This is a genomic window from Amycolatopsis sp. NPDC051373 (assembly GCF_040689465.1).
Taxonomy (GTDB): Bacteria; Actinomycetota; Actinomycetes; order Mycobacteriales; family Pseudonocardiaceae; genus Amycolatopsis.
The window spans coordinates 139,093-157,266 of sequence record NZ_JBFBAE010000024.1 but is presented as its reverse complement, the minus strand read 5'-3'; the positions used below and the strand labels follow the sequence as shown (position 1 = coordinate 157,266).

Sequence of the window (18,174 nt, the reverse complement as noted above, 5' to 3'; positions counted from 1 at the left end):
ACTCGGGTCCGAGGACCCGGGGTGCGCGAGCGGCGAACGACGGCGGGTCACGAGTCGGGGCACGTCCTTAATCGTGCCGGTCACGTCGAGTCATTTCTTTGGGCCGATTCCGCGCGTACAGTGAAATTCCAGGGGTTCTGCGATCCCGGGGAGTTGCCATGATCGTTGAAATTCTCAGTGCCGTGATCGTCGCGGGCGGGGTCTGGTTCGCGTCGGGCGTTCGGGTCGTGAAGCAATTCGAGCGCGGCCTGGTGTTCCGCTTCGGCCGGGTCCGGCCGGAGGTGCGCGGTCCGGGCGTGACACTGCTGGTGCCGGTGGTCGACCGCATGCACAAGGTGAACATGCAGATCGTCACCATGCCGGTGCCGGGCCAGGACGGCATCACACGCGACAACGTGACGGTCCGGGTCGACGCCGTCGTGTACTTCAACGTGGTCGACCCGGTGCTGGCCGCGGTCAACGTGCAGGACTACCGCGCGGCCGTCGGCCAGGTGGCCCAGACGTCGCTGCGGTCCATCATCGGCAAGAGCGACCTCGACGACCTGCTGTCGAACCGGGAACGGCTCAACCAGGGCCTCGAGATCATGATCGACAGCCCCGCGATCGACTGGGGCATCCACATCGACCGCGTCGAGATCAAGGATGTGGCGCTGCCGGAGTCGATGAAGCGCTCGATGTCCCGCCAGGCCGAGGCCGAACGCGAGCGCCGCGCCCGGGTGATCTCGGCCGACGGTGAGCTGCAGGCGTCGGAGAAGCTCGCGCAGGCCGCGGCGGCGATGAGCGACCACCCGGGTGCGTTGCAGCTGCGCCTGCTCGAGACGGTGGTGCAGGTTTCGGCGGAGAAGAACTCGACGCTCGTGCTGCCGTTCCCCGTTGAGCTGCTGCGGTTCCTCGACGCGAACACGCCGAAGGCCACGAAATCGGTGCCCGAGGAGGCGGTTTCGCCGGAGCCCGCCGCGCTCGACAAGTCCGAGACCAACGGGTTCGCGGGGCCGCCGCAGCCGCGCCACGAAGGCGACGCGCTGGCCGAGTGAGGCACCGGTGCGGCCCGCCTTGGTCGACGGGCCGCGCGAGTGTGCTGTCCGGTCAGTTGTCGAGGTACCCGTTGGTTCCGAGGATCACGATGGTGACGAAAAAGCCCACGTACAGCGCCACGATCACGTAACCGATCACCACTGCCGACAGCGCCATGCCGCGTCCGCCGGCCTCGCCGCGATTGGCCTTGGCGAGCGCGATGTGGCCCATGACGATCCCGGGGATCGCGATCAGGCACGTGATCAGGCCCAGCAGCGAGCAGACGAGCGCGCCGATGGCGAGGCCGTTGGACTGCTGCTGGCCGTACGGCGAGTACGGCTGACCGTAGGGCTGCGGCGGGCCGTACGGCGAGTACGGCGCGGCGGCCGGCATGCCGGGAGCGCCGGGCACACCGGGAGCGCCGGGAGCGCCCGGGTACGAGGCGGTCGGGCCCGGGTACGGCTGGCCGGGGTAGGCCGGAGCCGCATACGCACCGGCCGGCTGCACGCCGGGGTAGGCGGCGGGCTCGGGCTGGCCCGGCACCGCGAAGCCGCCGGAGGGCTGGCTGCCGGGCGCGGCGTAGGGAGACGGCTGCTCACCGGTCGTGCTCCCCGGCGCCGCGTAGGACGACGCGGTCTCGGTCGAGCCCGGCGCGGCGAACGAAGACCCGGTGCTGTCCGGCGCCGCGAAGGTCGTCGGCTGGTCGCTCGCCGAGCTGACGCTGTCGGGCGAGCTGAACGCCGTCGCGTCGCCCGACGGCGGGTCGTACGGGGCCGGGTCCGCGGTGGCCGGCGGGTCGTACGAGCCGGGGTCGGCGGTCACCGGCGGCTCGTACGCCGTGGTCTCGTTCGGCCGGTCCTGCGGCTCGGACGGGTTGGTCATCGGGTTCCCCCTCGGTTCTGGTGGTCGCCCACCGCGAGCCTTCTCAGCCGAAGGCGCCGTACTTGTCGAGCTCGTGCAGCACGAGCGGGATCATGATCCCCCACACGGCCAGCGCCAGGTAACCGATCACGAAGCCGGCGATCGCGAGCGCGCCGCCGGTCGCCCGCCCGTGGCGCGAGCGGTAGTAGGCGATGTGCCCCATCACGATCCCGGCGATCGCGGCGGGCGCGCACACGATGAAGCCCGCGATCGAGCACACCAGCGACCCGATCGCCAGACCCGCGCCGGGCGGCGGGCCCTGCGGCGGGTACGGCTGGTGCTCGAACGACGGGTGTTCGTAGCTCTCGTTCATCACGCTCCTTCCCGGCCACAGGTTGCCCGGAACCGGACTTTCCTGATTCGGCCAAAAGCAGGCCGACCCCGCGCGGCACGTAACCTGTTGCCGCGAAGCCATTCGGCCGTGACTGTGGCCGGATTGGTAACGATCGACACAGTACCGGGGCAAACGCGGTCCCGGCGTGAGCACCCTCATAGGCGCGTACCCGCCCGGCCGTCCATACTCCGCGGTAACCCCGCGGAAGGAGCCCAGGATGGCCCGCCTCGCCCAGACCGCCGGCCTGACCGACGTGCAGTCCGAGATCCTCGCGACCGTGCGTTCGTTCGTGGACAAGGAGGTCATCCCGCACGCTCAGGAGCTGGAGCACGCGGACGCCTACCCGGCGGAGATCGTCGAGGGCATGAGGGCGCTGGGCCTGTTCGGCCTCACCATCCCCGAGGAGTACGGCGGCCTCGGCGAGTCGCTGCTCACCTACGCGCTCGTCGTGGAGGAGATCGCGCGCGGCTGGATGAGCGTCTCGGGCGTCATCAACACGCACTTCATCGTCGCGCACATGATTTCCCGCCACGGCACCGAAGAGCAGAAGCAGCGCTACCTGCCGCGGATGGCCACGGGTGAGGTGCGCGGCGCGTTCTCGATGTCGGAGCCGGACCTGGGTTCCGACGTCGCCGCGATCAAGACCCGGGCCCTTTGCGACGGCGACGACTACGTGATCGACGGCGCGAAGATGTGGCTCACCAACGGCGGCACCTCGAACCTCATCGCGTTGCTCGTGAAGACCGACGAAGGCGCGCCGAAGGCCCACCACAACCTGACGACGTTCCTCGTCGAGAAGCCCGAGGGCTACGGCGAGGTGCTGCCGGGCCTCACCATCCCGGGGAAGATCGAGAAGATGGGTTACAAGGGCGTCGACACCACCGAGGCGGTGTTCGACGGCTTCCGCATCGGCGCCGGCCAGGTACTCGGCGGCGCGCCCGGCGAGGGCTTCGCGTACATGATGGACGGTGTCGAGGTCGGCCGCGTGAACGTGGCGGCGCGGGCGTGCGGCATCGCGATCCGCGCGTTCGAGCTGGCGGTGGAGTACGCGCAGCAGCGCAAGACGTTCGGCAAGCCGATCGCCGAGCACCAGGCCATCGCGTTCAAGCTCGCGGAGATGGCGACGAAGGTCGAGGCCGCCCACCTGATGATGGTGAACGCCGCGCGGCTCAAGGATTCCGGCGTCCGCAACGACGTCGGGGCCGGCATGGCGAAGCTGCTCGCATCGGAATACTGCGCCGAGGTCACGCAGGACGCGTTCCGCATCCACGGCGGCTACGGCTACTCCAAGGAGTACGAGATCGAGCGGCTCATGCGCGAGGCACCGTTCCTGCTGATCGGCGAAGGCACCAGCGAGATCCAGAAGACCATCATCAGCCGCGGGCTGCTGCGCGAGTACAAGTCGAAATCCTGAGCGGCTCCGAGTACCCGAGTTCACACCGGAGTGCGCGAAACCGCTCGTACCCTGGACCAGTGAGCGAGCTTTCGGACACCGAGCTGACGCGCGCAGCGCAGTCCGGTGACGTGACGGCGCTCGGCGCGCTGCTCGCGCGCCACGAAGCCGGCATGCGCGGCGTCGCGATCGCGCTCCTCGGTTACACGGCCGAGGCCGACGACGCCCTGCAGGACGCGGCCGTGGTCGCGCTGCGGCGGATCGGCGACGTCCGCGACCCGGCCGCGGTCGGTGCGTGGCTGCGGATGGTGGTGCGCAACGCCTGCCGCGCACGGCTTCGGTCCACACGCGACATTCCCGTCGCCGACGGCTGGGACCTCACGGCGTCCACGCTCGCCACTCCCGAGCAGCTGCTCGACGACCACGCGCTGCGCGACTGGGTCTCCCACGCCGTCGAACAGCTCTCGCCGCCCGTGCGGCTCGTGATGCTGCTGCGGCACTTCTCGCTCGGCGTGACGTCGTACGAGCAGATCGCGCGGGCGCTCGGCATCCCCGTCGGCACCGTGCGCAGCCGGCTGAACCAGGGCCGCGCCAAGCTCGCCGAAGCCCTGCGCGCCACCGCGGCTTCGGCCCACGACGACGCCGGCGCGCTCGTCGCGGGCAGCAAGCTCGACGCGCTGGACACCCTGGCCGCGGCCGAACGCGGCGAGTTCACCCGGGTCCTCGCCGACCGGTGGGCCGAGGACGTCGTGCTCACCGCGGGCGACGTCCGCGGTGTCGGCCACGACTTCCTGCTGCGCGGCATGGAGGGCGACCTCGCCGCCGGCGTGCGCCAGCGGCCGGTGCACATCGTCGCGAGCCGCGAGGTCGTGGTGTGGGAGATGGACCTGCTCAACCCACCCGACAACCCGACGCACTGCCCGCCCGGCGTCGCCTGGCTGATGAGGCTGGATGGCGGCCGCGTGGCAGAGCTGCGGCTCCACCACGCGCCTATGGCCGCCGTCACAGCGAACTGATCGAACCAACCCTCACCGCTGCGCATCGTGCGGGTGTCCACACACCCCGTACGAGACGGAGCACCCCGTGTCCGACCAAAACGTGACCGACCACCTCGCCCCCGGCACCCACACCGTCGAGCTCGACGGCCTCGTGCAGCGCTACCACGTCCACGGCACCGGCCCGGTGTGCCTCGCGCACTCCGGCGGCCCCGGCATCGACTGGGAGTACCTGCGCATGCCGGCCGTGGAGGAGCAGTTCACCGTCGTCTACCCGGAGCCCATCGGCACCGGCGGTTCGAGCCGGCTGGCCACGCACCCCGACGGCTACACGCGCGACCGCTACGTCCGCGCGGTCCTCGCCCTGCTCGACCACCTCGGGCTCGGGAAGACCCTCTTCCTCGGCCATTCCCATGGCGGTTTCGTCGCCCAGCGCCTCGCGCTGACGCACCCCGAGCGCGTCTCCGGGATCGTGCTCTACGACAGCGCGCCCGTCGTCGGAGCGGAGCACGGCGAGGAGCTGATGCGCCAGCTGGAGGAGTACGCGGCCCGCTCCGAAGGCGACCCCGGTCTGCCCGCCGTGCTCGCCGCGTTCCAGTCGCTCGGCTCGCTGTCGTCCGACGAAGACGTGACCACTGCCGTGCGCGGGATCCTGCCCGCGTACTTCGCCGACTTCCGCGGCCGCGTCGCCGAGTTCGGCCCGATGCAGGACCAGGTGAGCGGCGGGTACATCTCCGGCCGCGACGCCGAGGGCACGCCCGAGTTGTTCGACGACCGCCCGGTGCTGAACACGATCGAGGTGCCGGCACTCGTGGTCGTCGGCCGCTACGACGTGATCTGCGGGGTGCGCTGGGGCCGCGAGCTGCACGACGGGATCCCGGGCTCGCGGCTCGTGGTCCTGGAGCACAGCGGGCACTTCGGCCACCTGGAGGAGCCCGAGCTGTTCGCCGACGCGGTGGTCGGTTTCGCGAAGGGCCTGGACCACTGACGCACCGAGGGTGAACGGCATTCACCAGTACGCGGTTCGCACGGTTCGCCGGTTCTTGACAAGATGGACCCCTCGGACCGGACGAGTACGCAGGTGATGATGGTGAGCAGTCCCTTTGGTGGTGGACGGCCGGCCGGGCCGCCGCGGCTTCCGACGCCGCCCACCGGCTGGCCGATCGGGTCGTACGGCACTTACCAGGAAGCCCAGCGCGCGGTGGACTTCCTGGCGGAGAGCGAGTTCGCGGTCACGGACGTGACGATCGTCGGGGTTGACCTGATGCTTGTGGAGCGCGTGATCGGCAGGCTCACGTGGGGCCGGGTCCTGGGCGCGGGCGCGATGTCCGGCGCGTGGTTCGGCTTGTTCGCCGGGCTGCTGCTGGGCCTGTTCGTGAACCAGGGCTTCGCGTTGCAACTGCTCACCGGGCTCGTGCTCGGTGTCCTTTCGGGTCTGTTGTTCGCCGGCATCGGTTACCGCGCGGCCCGCGGGCGCCGTGACTTCTCGTCCGCGAGCCAATTGGTGGCCGGGCGTTACGACGTGCTGTGCCAGCCGCGTTCGGCCGAACAGGGGCGGGAACTGCTCTCGAAGCTGGCGTTGAAGCCGCCACCCGCCACTGCCTGACACCCGTTCTCCACTGCCCGGCGCCGCATCCCCGTGGTGCCGAGCAGTGAAGAACTGGGGCCGATTAGGGGGCGTCCTGGGCCGAATTCGGGTTGTGCCGTTGGCGAATTCGTGCTGAGTCACCCGAATGGAAGCACGGTCGGCCGACAGTTCACCCCGGTAATTCCGGCGTTTCGCGCTGCGCAAGCCTGAATCGTTACGGATACTGCTTGCGGGGTGTGATCGCCGGGCATAGGTTGTCCGACACCAGTCGGGCGGCCGCGTCCTCCAGCGCGACCGGCCGAGCACTGGCACGTCGGGGTGCTGGCGCGACTCGCCTCATCGCGTCGTGATGCCTGGGGGCGTCACGGTAACCGGCGTGCGCGGGTGAGGAGGCTTTTGTTCGATGGGGAAGAAGAGGCTACGGGGTCGCTCGCCCGCCCGAACGGGTGCGCTGCTGGCCGCCGGATTGATGACCACGGGTCTGCTCGCCGCGTGTGGCACAGGCTCGGGACCGATGAAGATCAACGTGTACTACGCGCCCGAGGACAATTTCCAGACCGTTGTGGACAACTGCAACAAAGCCGCGAACGGGCGCTACGAAATCGTCTACAACAAACTCCAGCGCGGTGCCGACGACCAGCGAATCCAGATGGCGCGGCGGCTCGCCGCCGGTGACACGTCCATGGACATCCTCGGTCTCGACGTGACGTGGGTGTCGGAGTTCGCCGAGGCCGGCTGGGCCGAGGAGTGGACGGGCCAGAACAAGGCCGCCGCGTCCGACGGCGTGCTGCAGGGCCCGCTCGAGACGGCCACTTACAACGGGAAGCTCTACGCCGCACCGAAGAACACCAACGTGCAGCTGCTCTGGTACGACGACCGCATCACCCCGAACCCGCCGAAGACGTGGGACGAGATGATGCAGATGTCGCAGCAGCTCAAGAAGGAGAAAAAGCCGTACAGCATCGTGTTCACCGGTGCGCAGTACGAAGGCCTGGTCGTCATCTACAACACGCTGGTGGAGTCACTCGGCGGCCACATCCTGTCCGACGACGGCAAGTCCGTGGTGATGGACCAGGGCGCGGTGGACGCGCTGGCGCTGCTCAAGCAGGTCACGTCGTCGGGCATCACGGACCCGTCGCTGACCAACCAGAAGGAGGACGACGTCCGCCAGACGTTCCAGCGCGGCAACGCCGCGTTCGAGCTCAACTGGCCGTTCGTCTACGCCTCCTACGCCGAGGAGAAGCCGCAGGACCTGTCGCACTTCAAGTGGGCGGTGTACCCCGAGGCGAAGGCCGGCATGCCGGCGAAGACGACCATCGGCGGTTACGACCTCGCGGTGAGCACGTACTCGCAGCACAAGCCCGAGGCGTTCGAAGCCGCGTTGTGCTTGCGCAGTGCGGAGAACCAGAAGTTCTCGGCCATCAACGACGGCGTGCCGCCGACCATCGAATCGGTGTACCACAACGACGTTCCGCTCGACCCGTCGAAGCCGGCGTCGAACGACAACCCGAACATGGCCATCAAGTACCCGATGCGCGACACCATCCTCGACGCGTTGAAGACTGCCGCGGTGCGCCCGCTTTCCCCGGCGTACCAGAACGCGTCCACGGTCATGTCGAAGATCCTGTCGCCGCCTTCGGAGATCAACCCGCCCGTGACGGCCCAGCAGCTGCGGGAACAACTCAGTGACGCGCTCCAGTCGAAGGGAGTGATCCCGTGACCGTCCAGGACCCCTCAACCGGTACCGCCGACACCACCGACACCACCGGCGCACCGGCCGCGCACGAGGTCGTGAGCCACCGCAAGGGAAAACCCGCTCTCAGCGAGGGGAAGAGGGCCGAACGGCGGCTGGGCCTGTGGCTCTGCGCGCCGGCCTTCCTCGTGATGATCGCGGTGACGGGCTACCCGATCGTCTACTCGATCTGGCTTTCGCTGCAGCGCTACGACCTGCGGTTCCCGGCGCAGCAGGAGTTCGTCGGGTTCGCCAACTACGGGGCCGTGCTCACGAGCTCGTACTGGTGGACCGCGTTCGGCACCACGATGTTCCTGACCGTGGTGTCGGTGGCGATCGAGTTCGCGCTCGGCATGGCGCTCGCGTTGATCATGCACCGCACGCTGGTGGGTCGCGGGCTCGTGCGCACCGTCGCGCTGATCCCGTACGGCATCGTCACCGTCGTGGCCGCGTTCTCGTGGTACTTCGCGTGGACGCCGGAGACCGGCTACCTCGCGAACGCCCTCGGCGAAGGCGCGGCGCCGCTCACCGAGCAGTGGCCGTCGCTGTTCATCATCATCCTCGCCGAGGTGTGGAAGACCACGCCGTTCATGGCGCTGCTGCTGATGGCCGGTCTCGCATTGGTGCCGGAGGACCTGCTCAAGGCCGCCGCGATGGACGGCGCGAGCGCGTGGCAGCGGTTCACCAAGGTGATGCTGCCGGTGATGAAACCCGCGATCCTCGTCGCGCTGCTGTTCCGCACGCTCGACGCGTTCCGCATCTTCGACAACATCTACGTGCTCACGAACGGAGCGCAGGATACGGGATCGGTGTCGATGATGACCTACGACAACCTCGTCAAGGGTCTCAACCTCGGCATCGGGTCCACGATGGCCGTGCTGATCTTCATCACGGTGGCGATCATCGCGTTCCTGTTCATCAAGGTGTTCGGCACCGCCGCACCCGGTACGGACGACGGGGGTAAACGCTGATGGCCATCGGTGGTGCGGTCACGACCGGCCGCAAAGTGAGCTGGGGCCTCATCGACATCCTCGTCGTGGCCTTCGCGCTGATCCCCGTGCTGTGGATCATCTCCCTGTCCTTCAAGACGAAGGACACGCTCAACGACGGCAGCTTCTGGCCCCAGCAGTGGACGCTGAAGAACTACGCCGACATCTTCCAGACGTCGGAGTTCCTGCGGGCCTTGGTGAACTCGATCGGCATCGCGGTGATCTCCACGGTGATCGCGGTGGTGCTGGGCACGATGGCGGCCTACGCCATCGCGCGCCTCGAGTTCCCCGGGAAACAGCTGCTCGTCGGGCTTTCCCTGCTGATCGCGATGTTCCCGCAGGTCTCGCTCGTCACGCCGCTGTTCAACATCGAGCGCAACCTGGGTCTCTTCGACACGTGGACGGGCCTGATCCTGCCCTACATCACGTTCGCCCTGCCGCTTTCGATCTACACGCTCTCGGCGTTCTTCCGGGAGATCCCGTGGGAGCTCGAAAAAGCGGCGAAGATGGACGGCGCGACGCCGGCCCAGGCCTTCCGGAAGGTGATCGCGCCGCTGGCCGCGCCGGGCGTGTTCACCACGGCGATCCTGGTGTTCATCTTCTGCTGGAACGACTTCCTGTTCGCCATCTCGCTGACGTCCACCACGGCGTCGCGCACGGTGCCGGCCGCGTTGTCGTTCTTCACCGGGTCTTCGCAGTTCGAGGACCCGACGGGCCAGGTGAGCGCGGCCGCGGTCGTGATCACCATCCCGATCATCCTGTTCGTGTTGTTCTTCCAGCGTCGCATCGTGGCGGGGCTGACGTCCGGTGCGGTGAAGGGCTGACCCATGGCTGAAATCGTCCTCGACAAAGTTTCGAAGCGTTACCCCGACGGCGCGCTTGCGGTGTCCGAAGTGGACATCACCATCGCGGACGGCGAGTTCATCATCCTCGTCGGCCCGTCCGGCTGCGGGAAGTCGACCACCCTCAACATGGTGGCCGGGCTGGAGGACATCTCGTCCGGCGAGCTGCGCATCGACGGCAAGCGTGTGAACGAGCGGGCGCCGAAGGACCGCGACATCGCGATGGTGTTCCAGTCCTACGCGCTCTACCCGCACATGAGCGTGCGCGAGAACATGGCGTTCCCGTTGCGGCTGGCCAAGGTGGCGGACGCGACGGTGAAGGCGAAGGTGGAGGAGGCGGCGAAGATCCTCGACCTCACCGCGCACCTGGACCGCAAGCCGTCGAACCTCTCCGGTGGCCAGCGCCAGCGCGTGGCGATGGGGCGCGCGATCGTGCGCAACCCCAAGGCGTTCCTGATGGACGAACCACTGTCCAACCTGGACGCCAAGCTGCGTGGGCAGATGCGCACGTCGGTGTCGAAGATCCAGAAGCAGCTGGGCACGACCACGCTGTACGTGACCCACGACCAGACCGAGGCCATGACGCTGGGTGACCGCGTGGTGGTGCTGCGGGCCGGGTACGTGCAGCAGATCGGCTCGCCGCAGTTCCTCTACGACAACCCGGCGAACCTGTTCGTGGCCGGGTTCATCGGCTCGCCGTCGATGAACTTCGTCCCGGCGACGCTGGAGAACGGCGAGCTGCACAGCCCGCTGGGCACCACGCCGCTCACCGACCGCGTCCGCCGCATGGCCGAGGCCGCCAACGCCCCGCGCGAGGTGATCGCCGGCATCCGGCCGGAGAACTTCGAGGACGCGTCGCTCGTCGACGCCGCCCAGCGCGGCGCCGGTTCCACGTTCACCGCGCACATCGACGTGCTCGAGTCGATGGGCTCGGAGAAGTTCGCGCACTTCACCGTGGAAGGCGAGGTGGCCACGTCGGCCGAGCTCGCCGAGCTGGCCGCCGACAGCGGTTCCGCCGACGTGCCGGGCGCCGAGTCACTCATCGTGGCCCGGCTCTCGGCCGAGTCCCAGGCCGCGGAGAACGCGGACCTGGAGATCTGGTTCGACGCGGACAAGGTGAAGCTGTTCGACCCGAGCAACGGCCGGAACCTGACCTACCAGGAATAGGTTCCTGCCCGCGAAGGCCCCTTCACGCTCAGCTCGGGAAGGGGCCTTCGTCGTGCTCAGGGGATCTTCGCGAACACCAGCGCCGCGACCTGGCTCGCGACCGGGCACGCGGCCGCGCCGCTCGAACCGCTCGTGTCCACCACGCTCACCACCGCCTGCTCGCCGCGCCCCGGGGTGTCGGGCGACGGCTGAGTGGTCGTCAGGTGGCAGAACGCTCCGTCGGTGCTCTGGCGCGCCGTGCGGCCGCCGAGGGTTGTGGTCGCGCCGGTGGGTGCCTGTTTCTGCACGGAGAACGCGACGCTCACCGTGCCGCGGATGCAGGAGTGGCCCGACAACCCGGCCGAGGGCTGCGTGCCGGCACCGGCGATCGTGTCGAGCTCGTGGACGTTGAGCAGCGCGCACGGGTCGACGCGGCCCCACGAGCGGTCGGGGAACTGGTGGTGGCGCACCTTGCCGCCGCTCGCGGCCGCGAGGACCCCGCCCACCACGGCGTCGGCGTCGGAGCAGCGGTCGGCCGACGCGCCGGCGCCCTCGGCGTCGGTCACGGCGACGTTGAGGCGGATGCCGTCGGCGAATGTCACCACGCGTGAGCAGGTTTTGTCGGGCGTGAACCCGGCCTGCTGCACGGCGACGCCGTCGGGGAGCGGCCCGGAGTACTCGTACGGCTTCACGTTCGGGTCGGCGTCGGCGGCCAGCGGGCCCACGCTCACCGTGTGCTGCCTGCCGCTGCGCACGTAGTCGGTCCGGCAGTCGGTGAACGACGAGTCGGGGTCGTCGGCCGTCGCGCCGCGCAGGCGGGAGACGTCGAGCAGGCTGCAGTAGTCGAGCGTGGTGAAGTCGCCGAGCGCCGCAACGGCCGTCATCGGCGAGGGGGCTTGCGAGACGGGCGCGGGGGCGGCGGCCGAGGAGCAGCCGGCGAGCAGGAGCGCGCCACCGAGCGCGACGACAACGGGTCCGAAGGGGGAGCGCACGGGGTGCAGTATCACCACGAATCGTGCGAAAAATCAGCCCTGACAGGGAAATCCCACAGTGCGCTGTGGTGTTCACGCAGGTCAGCGCCGTGAAATCGGACGCCGGTCCGTGCGTGGCGGGCGGGCCGGCTCGGGCCCTTAGGGGTCCGAATCGTCCCGGGGAGCGATGTGCTCGCGGCGCGTTCCTGGTGTCCTGGAGTCACGAACCCAACGGGAGGGACCACGATGACCGCACCTGTCACGCAGAGGCTGAGCCGCCCGCGCAACGACCGCATGATCGGCGGCGTGTGTGCCGGGCTCGCCCGCCGCTTCGGCACCACGCCGGGCAAGGTCCGCGTGCTCGCGCTGCTGTCCTGCCTGCTGCCCGGCCCGCAGTTCGTCGCCTACCTGATCCTCTGGGCCGTCATGCCCAGCGAGTGACGTCCGGCCGCACCGAAGCCGTGAAGGGCACCCGCGTGGTGCTCTTCACGGCTTTTCGCGCGGAACCGGGGGAGCGGCCGGATGCGGGTGGCGCGGCTGGCGCCACGCGCACATCGCCTGATCGATCTCGGCCTGGTCGAGCCCCGGGTGCGGCAGCTCGGTCGCGCGGCCCGGCTCGGCGCGCAGGCCGTCGAGGATCAGCGCGAGACAGCGGCGCCACAGGTGCGGCTCCACGGCGCTGGTGTACTCGACCGCCGCGCCGACCATCTGGTGGATCAGCGGCAGATCGGTGGGCACGAGGTCGGCCCGCAGCTGCCCGGACTCCTGCGCGCGCTCCATCAGCCGCGTGATGAGCGGCACCATGTGCGCTTTCACCTCGGCCACGTGCTCGTGCCCGAACGCCTTGGACAGCATGATCTCCCGCAGCCCGCGGTCGGCGGAGTGCAGCTCGACCGTGCGCCACACGAAGTCGACGAAGCCGTCCCACGGGTCTTCGGCGCCCAGCGCCTGCTCCGCGAGGTCGGCGATGTCCTGCAATTGCTCGACGAACATCGCCTCGACCAGGTGTTCCTTGCTGGGGAACCGCCGGTAGACGGTGCCGACGCCCAGGCCGGCGTGGTGGGCGACGTCGTCAAGCGTCGCCTCCAGCCCGCGTTTGCCGAAGACGGCGCGAGCGGATTCGAGGATGCGCCGGCGGTTGAGCTCGGCATCACGCCGCAGCGGCCGCGCCGGTGCGGCGTCCGGTGGCATGACGCCCAGGTTACCAAAAGAAGTCGAGGCACCATCTCCGGTTTTTGTGTACCTTGGGCCAAGTAAGGGGAGGGACCTACTCCGCATAGCGCTTTGAGCACTATCCGTGAGAGAAATCCGCATGCCTGACTCGACGGCCACGCTCGAGCGTCCGGGGGAGGACGCGCCGAGCCACGCCGAAAACCCGCACCACTCCAGACGCTGGGCCATCCTCGTGATGATCGGCCTGGCCCAGCTGATGGTGGTGCTCGACGCCACCGTCGTGAACATCGCGCTGCCTTCCGCGCAGGTCGACCTCGGTTTCTCCAACGACGCCCGCCAGTGGGTCGTCACCGCGTACGCGCTCGCGTTCGGCAGCCTGCTGCTGCTCGGCGGGCGGCTCGCGGACCTGTTCGGCCGCAAGAACGCGTTCCTCGTGGGCCTGGCCGGCTTCGCCGCGGTGTCCGCGATCGGCGGCGCGGCGAGCAGCATCGAGATGCTGCTGATCGCCCGCGCGGCACAGGGTGTGTTCGGCGCGCTGCTCGCGCCGGCCGCGCTTTCCCTGCTCACCACCACGTTCACCGACCCGAAGGAACGCGGCCGCGCGTTCGGCGTGTTCGGCGCGATCGGTGGTGGCGGTGCCGCCATCGGCCTGCTGCTGGGCGGCGTGCTCACCGAGTACCTCGACTGGCGCTGGTGCATGTTCGTGAACATCGTGTTCGCGGTCATCGCCTTCATCGGCGGCGCGCTGCTGCTGCGCCGCCAGGAGTCCGACGGCCCGCGGCCGAAGCTCGACCTCCCGGGCACGATCAGCGCGTCGGCCGGTCTCTTCGCGCTCGTCTACGGCTTCTCCAACGCCGAGCACGACTCGTGGGGCTCGATCTCGGTGTGGGGTTTCCTCGCGGCGGGGCTGGCGCTGCTGGCGACGTTCGTCGTGCTGCAGCAACGCGTGAAGCACCCGTTGCTGCCGATGCGCGTGCTGCTCGACCGCGACCGCGGCGGCTCGTACATCGCGATGTTCCTCATCGCGATCGGGATGTTCTCGATCTTCCTGTTCCTCACGTTCTACGTGCAGCAGAACCTGAAGTTCACGCCCATCGAGAGCGGGTTCGGCTTCCTGCCGATGGTCGCCACGCTCATGGCGGCCGCGACCACGGCGACGAGCGTGCTGCTGCCGCGATTCGGGCCGAAGCCGCTGGTGCCCACGGGCATGCTGATCGCCGCGGGCGGTCTGCTGTGGCTGAGTGCGATCGACGCCGGCAGCACCTACGCCGGAGGCGTGCTGGGACCGCTCATGGTGCTCGGCGTGGGCATCGGCCTGTCGATGGCGCCGGCGATGAGCGTCGCGACCTTCGGGGTCGAGCTGCACGACGCGGGCGTCGCGTCGGCGACGGTCAACACGATGCAGCAGGTGGGTGGCTCGATCGGCACCGCGCTGCTGAGCACGCTCGCGGGCAACGCCGCGACGGCGTTTCTGGCCGGGCGCGCGCCCACGCCGCAGCTCGTCGCGGAGGCAGCCGTGCACAGCTACACCACGGCGTTCACCTGGGCCGCGGTCATCTTCGCGGTCGGCGCGGTGATCACCGGGCTGCTGCTGCGCCCGGGCGCCCCGCGCGGTACGGCCGTGGTGTCGGCGGTCCATGTCTGACCACTGTTGTCTGCCTCGGCTCCGCCGAGGCGGCGAGATCGCCGCAAGCCGGCTTCTTCCCTCCCGATTTTCGTGCGGCCCAGGGGCCGCACGAAAATCGCTCAGTCCAGAAGCCGGCGCGATCTCGCGAGTGGCTGGGCGTCTGACCACTGACCGTTCTTTTTTCAACACCGGTAACCCACGCCGCGGCCCGCGCGACTCACCGGACATGACGGACCCGGCGAAGGTCTTCTTCCGCAATCCGAGCTACGACGGCCAGTTCGTGCGCACGCTCAACGCCGCGGTGGTGCACGCGGCCGACCTCGGCGAGGCGTTCGCGACCGCGCGCGGCCTCGACAAGCTCTCCGGCGGTGGCTGGTACGACGCGTGGTTGGCCACCGCGGATCGTGCTCGCGTCGCGGCGGACTCGGCGCTGGCCGCCGGGGACCGCGTGAGCGCGCGCCACGCGTTCCTGCGCGCGAGCGAGTACTTCCGGCAGGCGTACTTCTTCATTCGGTCCGATGTGGACGATCCGCGGCTGCAGTCCGCGTACCGCGGTCACGTCGAGGCGTTCGCGGAGGCCGCGAAGCTCCTCGAGTACCCCGCCGAAGCGGTGCGGATCCCATACGAGGACACGACTCTGCACGGCTACTTCTTCGCTCCGCACGCGTCCAGCACGCCGCGGCCCACCGTCGTACTGCCGTGCGGCTACGACTCCACGGCCGAATCCGGCTGGCTCGACGTGCCCGGCGCCGTCGACCGCGGCTACAACGTGCTCGTGTTCGACGGCCCCGGGCAAGGCGAGACGCTCTACATCCAGCACCGGTACCTGCGCCACGACTTCGAAAACGTGCTCACCCCCGTGCTCGACTGGCTGCTCGACCGGCCCGAGGTCGACCCGGAGAAGGTGGTCCTCGTCGGCCGGTCGTTCGCCGGGTACCTCGCGCCGCGCGCGGCGACGGCCGAGCACCGGATCGTCGCGCTCGTGTGCGACCCGGCGCAGCCGGACCTCGGCGCGCGGGTGCCGTCCGGCCCGGCCGCACTGGCGGCCGCGCCCGCGGTGCGGGTGCAGATGCGGCGCAACGCCGACCGCGCGGAGTTCTTCCGCGCCCGCATGGCCGCCCACGGCATCGACTCCGTCCGCGAGTACTTCGCCGAGTTGCGGCGGTTCACCATGCTCGCCGACGCGGCGAACATCACCTGCCCGGCCCTGCTCGTGGAGTCCGAACACGACTTCACGGGCGGCGGCGGCCCAACACTGCGCGACGCGCTCACCACCAAAGCCCAGGTCGTCCGGCTCACCGCGGCCGAAGGCGTCGACGGCCACTGCGCCGGCCTCGGCCAGCAGGTGTGGACGGGCACCGTCTACCCGTGGCTGTCGAAGACGTTGTGAGATCGCGCCGGCTTCTGGACTGAGCGATTTCCGTGCGGCCCCTGGGTCGCGCGGAAATCGGGAGGGAAGAAGCCGGCTTGCGGCGATCTCACCGCCTCGGCGGAACCGAGGCAGAAGAAACTGCTGAAAACCGTTCCCACGCCGATTGCCGCGTCACGCCCAGTGCCTCGCCGATGCGCGCCCAGGCCACACCGCGCGACCGCAGCAGGTCCACCTGAGCCTGGATGCGTCCGTCGGCCTGGGCGCTCACCATGGCCATGCGCGGGATACTCTGCAGGATCTCGTCGTCGGACTTCCGTTCCCACAGCGTCACTTCCGGCGTGGCCGGCTCGTGCTGCCCGGCGAGGATCTCGCCGCACAGGCTCACGCAGCCGTCGCAGATGTACACACCCGCGCCGGAGATGAGCTTGCTGACCTCGTCGGCGCGCTTGAGGCAGAAGGAGCAGTAGCTGTCGTCGGTCATCGGACCTCCCCAGGAACATGTCAGGACGTCCCTGACACTAGCCGCGTCAGGGAGGTCCTGACAAGGGTCAGTGGCGACGGGAGCGCAGCGCCTCGATCACGTCGTCGTCCCAGCGGTGGGTGCGGATGAGCCGGTAGCGCTCGGCGGCGACCCACAGGTACGCCTCGGCGTCGGTGCGGTCGCCGACCAGGTCGGCCTGGCGGAGCATGCCGGTGACGGGCGTGAACTCCTCGTCGAACCAGCGCTGCGCGAGCCCGGCGCGATCGGTGAAGCGGCCCTCGTCCTGCATCAGCCGGAAGCCCCACGCCTCCACGTGCTCGCCGAGCTGCGCGTAGTCCCACGGGTCCGACATGATCACCGACGCCCGCGCGTGGCCGGTCAGCGGCACGCGTTCGAGGAACAGCCGCCGGTAGTCCTTCACGATCAGGTCGCCGCGGTAGCGGATGCCGTTGGGGTTGAGCTTCGTGCGCACCGCGGTGACCTGGGCCTCTAGTGTGGACAGACCCTGTGCGTGGGCGACGGACACGCGATGGTGGCCGTCGATGATGAAGTGCAGCTCGCCCACGCGGTACACCTCGATCGGCGGGATCGCTTCCCCTCGGCGGGCCGCGAGCGCGAGCCGCTCCCAGCGTTCGCGCACGCGCCCGGACGTCGGGCGGAAGCGGCGGTCGAAGTCGCGGCTGCGGTCCACGGTGCCCACGATCGAGTCCAAAGTGATCACTCGCAGCCCGATGCGCGACTCGCCGGCGTAACCCAGCGCGTCGACGACTTCGTGGAACGGCAGCATGATGTTCACGTCGTCGGGCTCGCGGCGCAGCCACGTGGACAGTCGCGAAAGGACCTGGCCGCGGCGGGCGCGCAGGAAGTCGTGTTCGGCGTCGGCGCGCGGGAAGCCAGTGGGTCTGGTCATTGCGGGAACTCCATGATCCGGTGGCCCACCACGTTGCGCACGCGGGTGGTGCCGACCACGCGGTCGGGCACCGGTTCGCCGTGCGGGTGGATGTGGCCGTGCAGCAGCCAGCGCGGCCGCAGCGTGGCGATCGTGCGGTGCAGGCAGGCGAAACCGCGGTGCGGTGGGTCTTCGCGGTCCCCGAGGTGCAGCGGAGGGGAGTGGGTGAGCAGCACGTCGACCTCGCGCCCGTCGCGGCGGCGCCACTTCGCGCGCCATTCGAGCCTGCGGGCCCGGCGCGACTGCTGGCGTTGCGTCCATTGGTTCGGGCCGTCGTTGTATCGGATCGAGCCGCCGAGCCCGGCGAACCGGAGGCCGGCGACGTCGACCACCCGTCCGTCGGCGTTGATCCCGCCCGCGGGGCCGGGCCATTCGGTGGGGAAACCGTCCTTCATGGACAGTCCGCCGTAGCGGGTGTACCCACTCAGGTCGGGATCGTGGTTGCCCGGAACGAACACGCACGGCACGTCGAGCGCGCCGGCGAGGAACTCGAGGTAGTCGTACGGCAGGTCGCCGGCGGCGACCACGAGGTCGACGTCGAGCGAGCGGACCGCACCGGTCCACAGCCGTTCGTCGACCTCGTCGGCCACCACCAGCGCTTTCGGCATGCGCCCAGGGTAAGGCCTGGTGGCGTCACTTCATGCCGT

At 69.6% G+C, this 18,174-nt stretch carries 19 protein-coding genes; 12 read left to right on the top strand and 7 right to left on the bottom strand.

The features are described from left to right. Nucleotides 1-158: 158 nt before the first annotated feature. Nucleotides 159-1,034, top strand: a complete 876-nt coding sequence (locus AB0383_RS36495) for a slipin family protein (protein ID WP_364186458.1) — start codon at nt 159-161, stop codon at nt 1,032-1,034. Between the two features lie 52 nt (nt 1,035-1,086). Here the strand turns inward: AB0383_RS36495 and AB0383_RS36490 are convergent, their stop codons facing one another. Both AB0383_RS36490 and AB0383_RS36485 read right to left on the bottom strand, forming a co-directional pair. After that, nucleotides 1,087-1,896 (bottom strand): DUF4190 domain-containing protein, encoded by an 810-nt coding sequence (locus tag AB0383_RS36490; protein WP_364186459.1) that lies wholly within the window; start codon nt 1,894-1,896, stop codon nt 1,087-1,089. 43 nt (nt 1,897-1,939) lie between these two features. Next, the gene (locus AB0383_RS36485) at nt 1,940-2,248 is read right to left on the bottom strand and encodes a DUF4190 domain-containing protein (protein WP_220246425.1); all 309 of its coding nucleotides are present in this window, start codon (nt 2,246-2,248) and stop codon (nt 1,940-1,942) included. A 238-nt stretch (nt 2,249-2,486) separates the two neighbouring features. Here AB0383_RS36485 and AB0383_RS36480 point away from each other — a divergent pair, with 238 nt between their 5' ends. The 8 genes from AB0383_RS36480 (at nt 2,487) to ugpC (ending at nt 10,975) form a co-directional block, all read left to right on the top strand. Continuing rightward, nucleotides 2,487-3,683: an acyl-CoA dehydrogenase family protein gene (locus AB0383_RS36480; protein ID WP_364186461.1), complete on the top strand. Its 1,197-nt coding sequence runs from the start codon at nt 2,487-2,489 to the stop codon at nt 3,681-3,683. 59 nt (nt 3,684-3,742) lie between these two features. After that, nucleotides 3,743-4,678 (top strand): sigma-70 family RNA polymerase sigma factor, encoded by a 936-nt coding sequence (locus AB0383_RS36475; protein WP_364186463.1) that lies wholly within the window; start codon nt 3,743-3,745, stop codon nt 4,676-4,678. Nucleotides 4,679-4,745: 67 nt separating this feature from the next. Continuing rightward, a complete protein-coding gene (locus AB0383_RS36470; protein WP_364186465.1) occupies nt 4,746-5,645 on the top strand; it encodes an alpha/beta hydrolase in 900 nt (299 codons plus the stop codon). Between the two features lie 96 nt (nt 5,646-5,741). Further along, complete coding sequence (locus AB0383_RS36465) at nt 5,742-6,263, top strand: general stress protein (protein ID WP_364186568.1); 522 nt, start codon at nt 5,742-5,744, stop codon at nt 6,261-6,263. Between the two features lie 385 nt (nt 6,264-6,648). Further along, nucleotides 6,649-7,965, top strand: a complete 1,317-nt coding sequence (locus AB0383_RS36460) for an ABC transporter substrate-binding protein (RefSeq protein WP_364186467.1) — start codon at nt 6,649-6,651, stop codon at nt 7,963-7,965. A 71-nt stretch (nt 7,966-8,036) separates the two neighbouring features. Continuing rightward, a complete protein-coding gene (locus tag AB0383_RS36455) occupies nt 8,037-8,948 on the top strand; it encodes a sugar ABC transporter permease (RefSeq protein WP_364186569.1) in 912 nt (303 codons plus the stop codon). After that, nucleotides 8,948-9,790, top strand: a complete 843-nt coding sequence (locus tag AB0383_RS36450) for a carbohydrate ABC transporter permease (protein ID WP_364186469.1) — start codon at nt 8,948-8,950, stop codon at nt 9,788-9,790. Before AB0383_RS36455 ends, AB0383_RS36450 begins: the two co-directional genes overlap by 1 nt. 3 nt (nt 9,791-9,793) lie before the next feature. After that, nucleotides 9,794-10,975 (top strand): sn-glycerol-3-phosphate ABC transporter ATP-binding protein UgpC, encoded by a 1,182-nt coding sequence (ugpC, locus tag AB0383_RS36445; protein ID WP_364186470.1) that lies wholly within the window; start codon nt 9,794-9,796, stop codon nt 10,973-10,975. Nucleotides 10,976-11,031: 56 nt separating this feature from the next. Here the strand turns inward: ugpC and AB0383_RS36440 are convergent, their stop codons facing one another. After that, nucleotides 11,032-11,946, bottom strand: coding sequence for a hypothetical protein (locus AB0383_RS36440; RefSeq protein ID WP_364186472.1), 915 nt, complete (start codon nt 11,944-11,946; stop codon nt 11,032-11,034). 225 nt (nt 11,947-12,171) lie between these two features. Here AB0383_RS36440 and AB0383_RS36435 point away from each other — a divergent pair, with 225 nt between their 5' ends. Continuing rightward, nucleotides 12,172-12,366: a PspC domain-containing protein gene (locus tag AB0383_RS36435; protein WP_220246430.1), complete on the top strand. Its 195-nt coding sequence runs from the start codon at nt 12,172-12,174 to the stop codon at nt 12,364-12,366. A gap of 45 nt (nt 12,367-12,411) precedes the next feature. On the opposite strand, the gene AB0383_RS36430 is transcribed toward AB0383_RS36435, so the two are convergent. Then, the gene (locus AB0383_RS36430; RefSeq protein ID WP_364186474.1) at nt 12,412-13,116 is read right to left on the bottom strand and encodes a TetR/AcrR family transcriptional regulator; all 705 of its coding nucleotides are present in this window, start codon (nt 13,114-13,116) and stop codon (nt 12,412-12,414) included. Between the two features lie 121 nt (nt 13,117-13,237). Between AB0383_RS36430 and AB0383_RS36425 the strand changes: the two genes are divergently transcribed. Further along, nucleotides 13,238-14,743, top strand: a complete 1,506-nt coding sequence (locus tag AB0383_RS36425; RefSeq protein WP_364186476.1) for an MFS transporter — start codon at nt 13,238-13,240, stop codon at nt 14,741-14,743. Nucleotides 14,744-14,951: 208 nt separating this feature from the next. Next, nucleotides 14,952-16,115 (top strand): alpha/beta hydrolase family protein, encoded by a 1,164-nt coding sequence (locus AB0383_RS36420; RefSeq protein WP_366189723.1) that lies wholly within the window; start codon nt 14,952-14,954, stop codon nt 16,113-16,115. An 88-nt stretch (nt 16,116-16,203) separates the two neighbouring features. Here AB0383_RS36420 and AB0383_RS36415 read toward each other — a convergent pair whose 3' ends face one another. The 3 genes from AB0383_RS36415 to AB0383_RS36405 form a co-directional block, all read right to left on the bottom strand. Continuing rightward, nucleotides 16,204-16,578: a ClpX C4-type zinc finger protein gene (locus AB0383_RS36415; protein WP_364186479.1), complete on the bottom strand. Its 375-nt coding sequence runs from the start codon at nt 16,576-16,578 to the stop codon at nt 16,204-16,206. 67 nt (nt 16,579-16,645) lie between these two features. Further along, nucleotides 16,646-17,488 (bottom strand): chromosome partitioning protein ParB, encoded by an 843-nt coding sequence (locus tag AB0383_RS36410; protein ID WP_364186481.1) that lies wholly within the window; start codon nt 17,486-17,488, stop codon nt 16,646-16,648. After that, complete coding sequence (locus AB0383_RS36405; protein ID WP_364186482.1) at nt 17,485-18,135, bottom strand: metallophosphoesterase; 651 nt, start codon at nt 18,133-18,135, stop codon at nt 17,485-17,487. Before AB0383_RS36405 ends, AB0383_RS36410 begins: the two co-directional genes overlap by 4 nt. Nucleotides 18,136-18,174: the final 39 nt, after the last annotated feature.

Excerpts from the sequence above, each read along its gene's own strand:
- AB0383_RS36495 (WP_364186458.1), top strand. The coding sequence starts at position 159 with ATGATCGTTGAAATTCTCAGTGCCGTGATCGTCGCGGGCGGGGTCTGG.
- AB0383_RS36490 (WP_364186459.1), bottom strand. The coding sequence starts at position 1,896 with ATGACCAACCCGTCCGAGCCGCAGGACCGGCCGAACGAGACCACGGCG.
- AB0383_RS36485 (WP_220246425.1), bottom strand. The coding sequence starts at position 2,248 with ATGAACGAGAGCTACGAACACCCGTCGTTCGAGCACCAGCCGTACCCG.
- AB0383_RS36480 (WP_364186461.1), top strand. The coding sequence starts at position 2,487 with ATGGCCCGCCTCGCCCAGACCGCCGGCCTGACCGACGTGCAGTCCGAG.
- AB0383_RS36465 (WP_364186568.1), top strand. The coding sequence starts at position 5,742 with ATGATGGTGAGCAGTCCCTTTGGTGGTGGACGGCCGGCCGGGCCGCCG.
- AB0383_RS36460 (WP_364186467.1), top strand. The coding sequence starts at position 6,649 with ATGGGGAAGAAGAGGCTACGGGGTCGCTCGCCCGCCCGAACGGGTGCG.
- AB0383_RS36450 (WP_364186469.1), top strand. The coding sequence starts at position 8,948 with ATGGCCATCGGTGGTGCGGTCACGACCGGCCGCAAAGTGAGCTGGGGC.
- ugpC (WP_364186470.1), top strand. The coding sequence starts at position 9,794 with ATGGCTGAAATCGTCCTCGACAAAGTTTCGAAGCGTTACCCCGACGGC.
- AB0383_RS36435 (WP_220246430.1), top strand. The coding sequence starts at position 12,172 with ATGACCGCACCTGTCACGCAGAGGCTGAGCCGCCCGCGCAACGACCGC.
- AB0383_RS36430 (WP_364186474.1), bottom strand. The coding sequence starts at position 13,116 with ATGCCACCGGACGCCGCACCGGCGCGGCCGCTGCGGCGTGATGCCGAG.
- AB0383_RS36425 (WP_364186476.1), top strand. The coding sequence starts at position 13,238 with ATGCCTGACTCGACGGCCACGCTCGAGCGTCCGGGGGAGGACGCGCCG.
- AB0383_RS36420 (WP_366189723.1), top strand. The coding sequence starts at position 14,952 with ATGACGGACCCGGCGAAGGTCTTCTTCCGCAATCCGAGCTACGACGGC.
- AB0383_RS36415 (WP_364186479.1), bottom strand. The coding sequence starts at position 16,578 with ATGACCGACGACAGCTACTGCTCCTTCTGCCTCAAGCGCGCCGACGAG.
- AB0383_RS36410 (WP_364186481.1), bottom strand. The coding sequence starts at position 17,488 with ATGACCAGACCCACTGGCTTCCCGCGCGCCGACGCCGAACACGACTTC.
- AB0383_RS36405 (WP_364186482.1), bottom strand. The coding sequence starts at position 18,135 with ATGCCGAAAGCGCTGGTGGTGGCCGACGAGGTCGACGAACGGCTGTGG.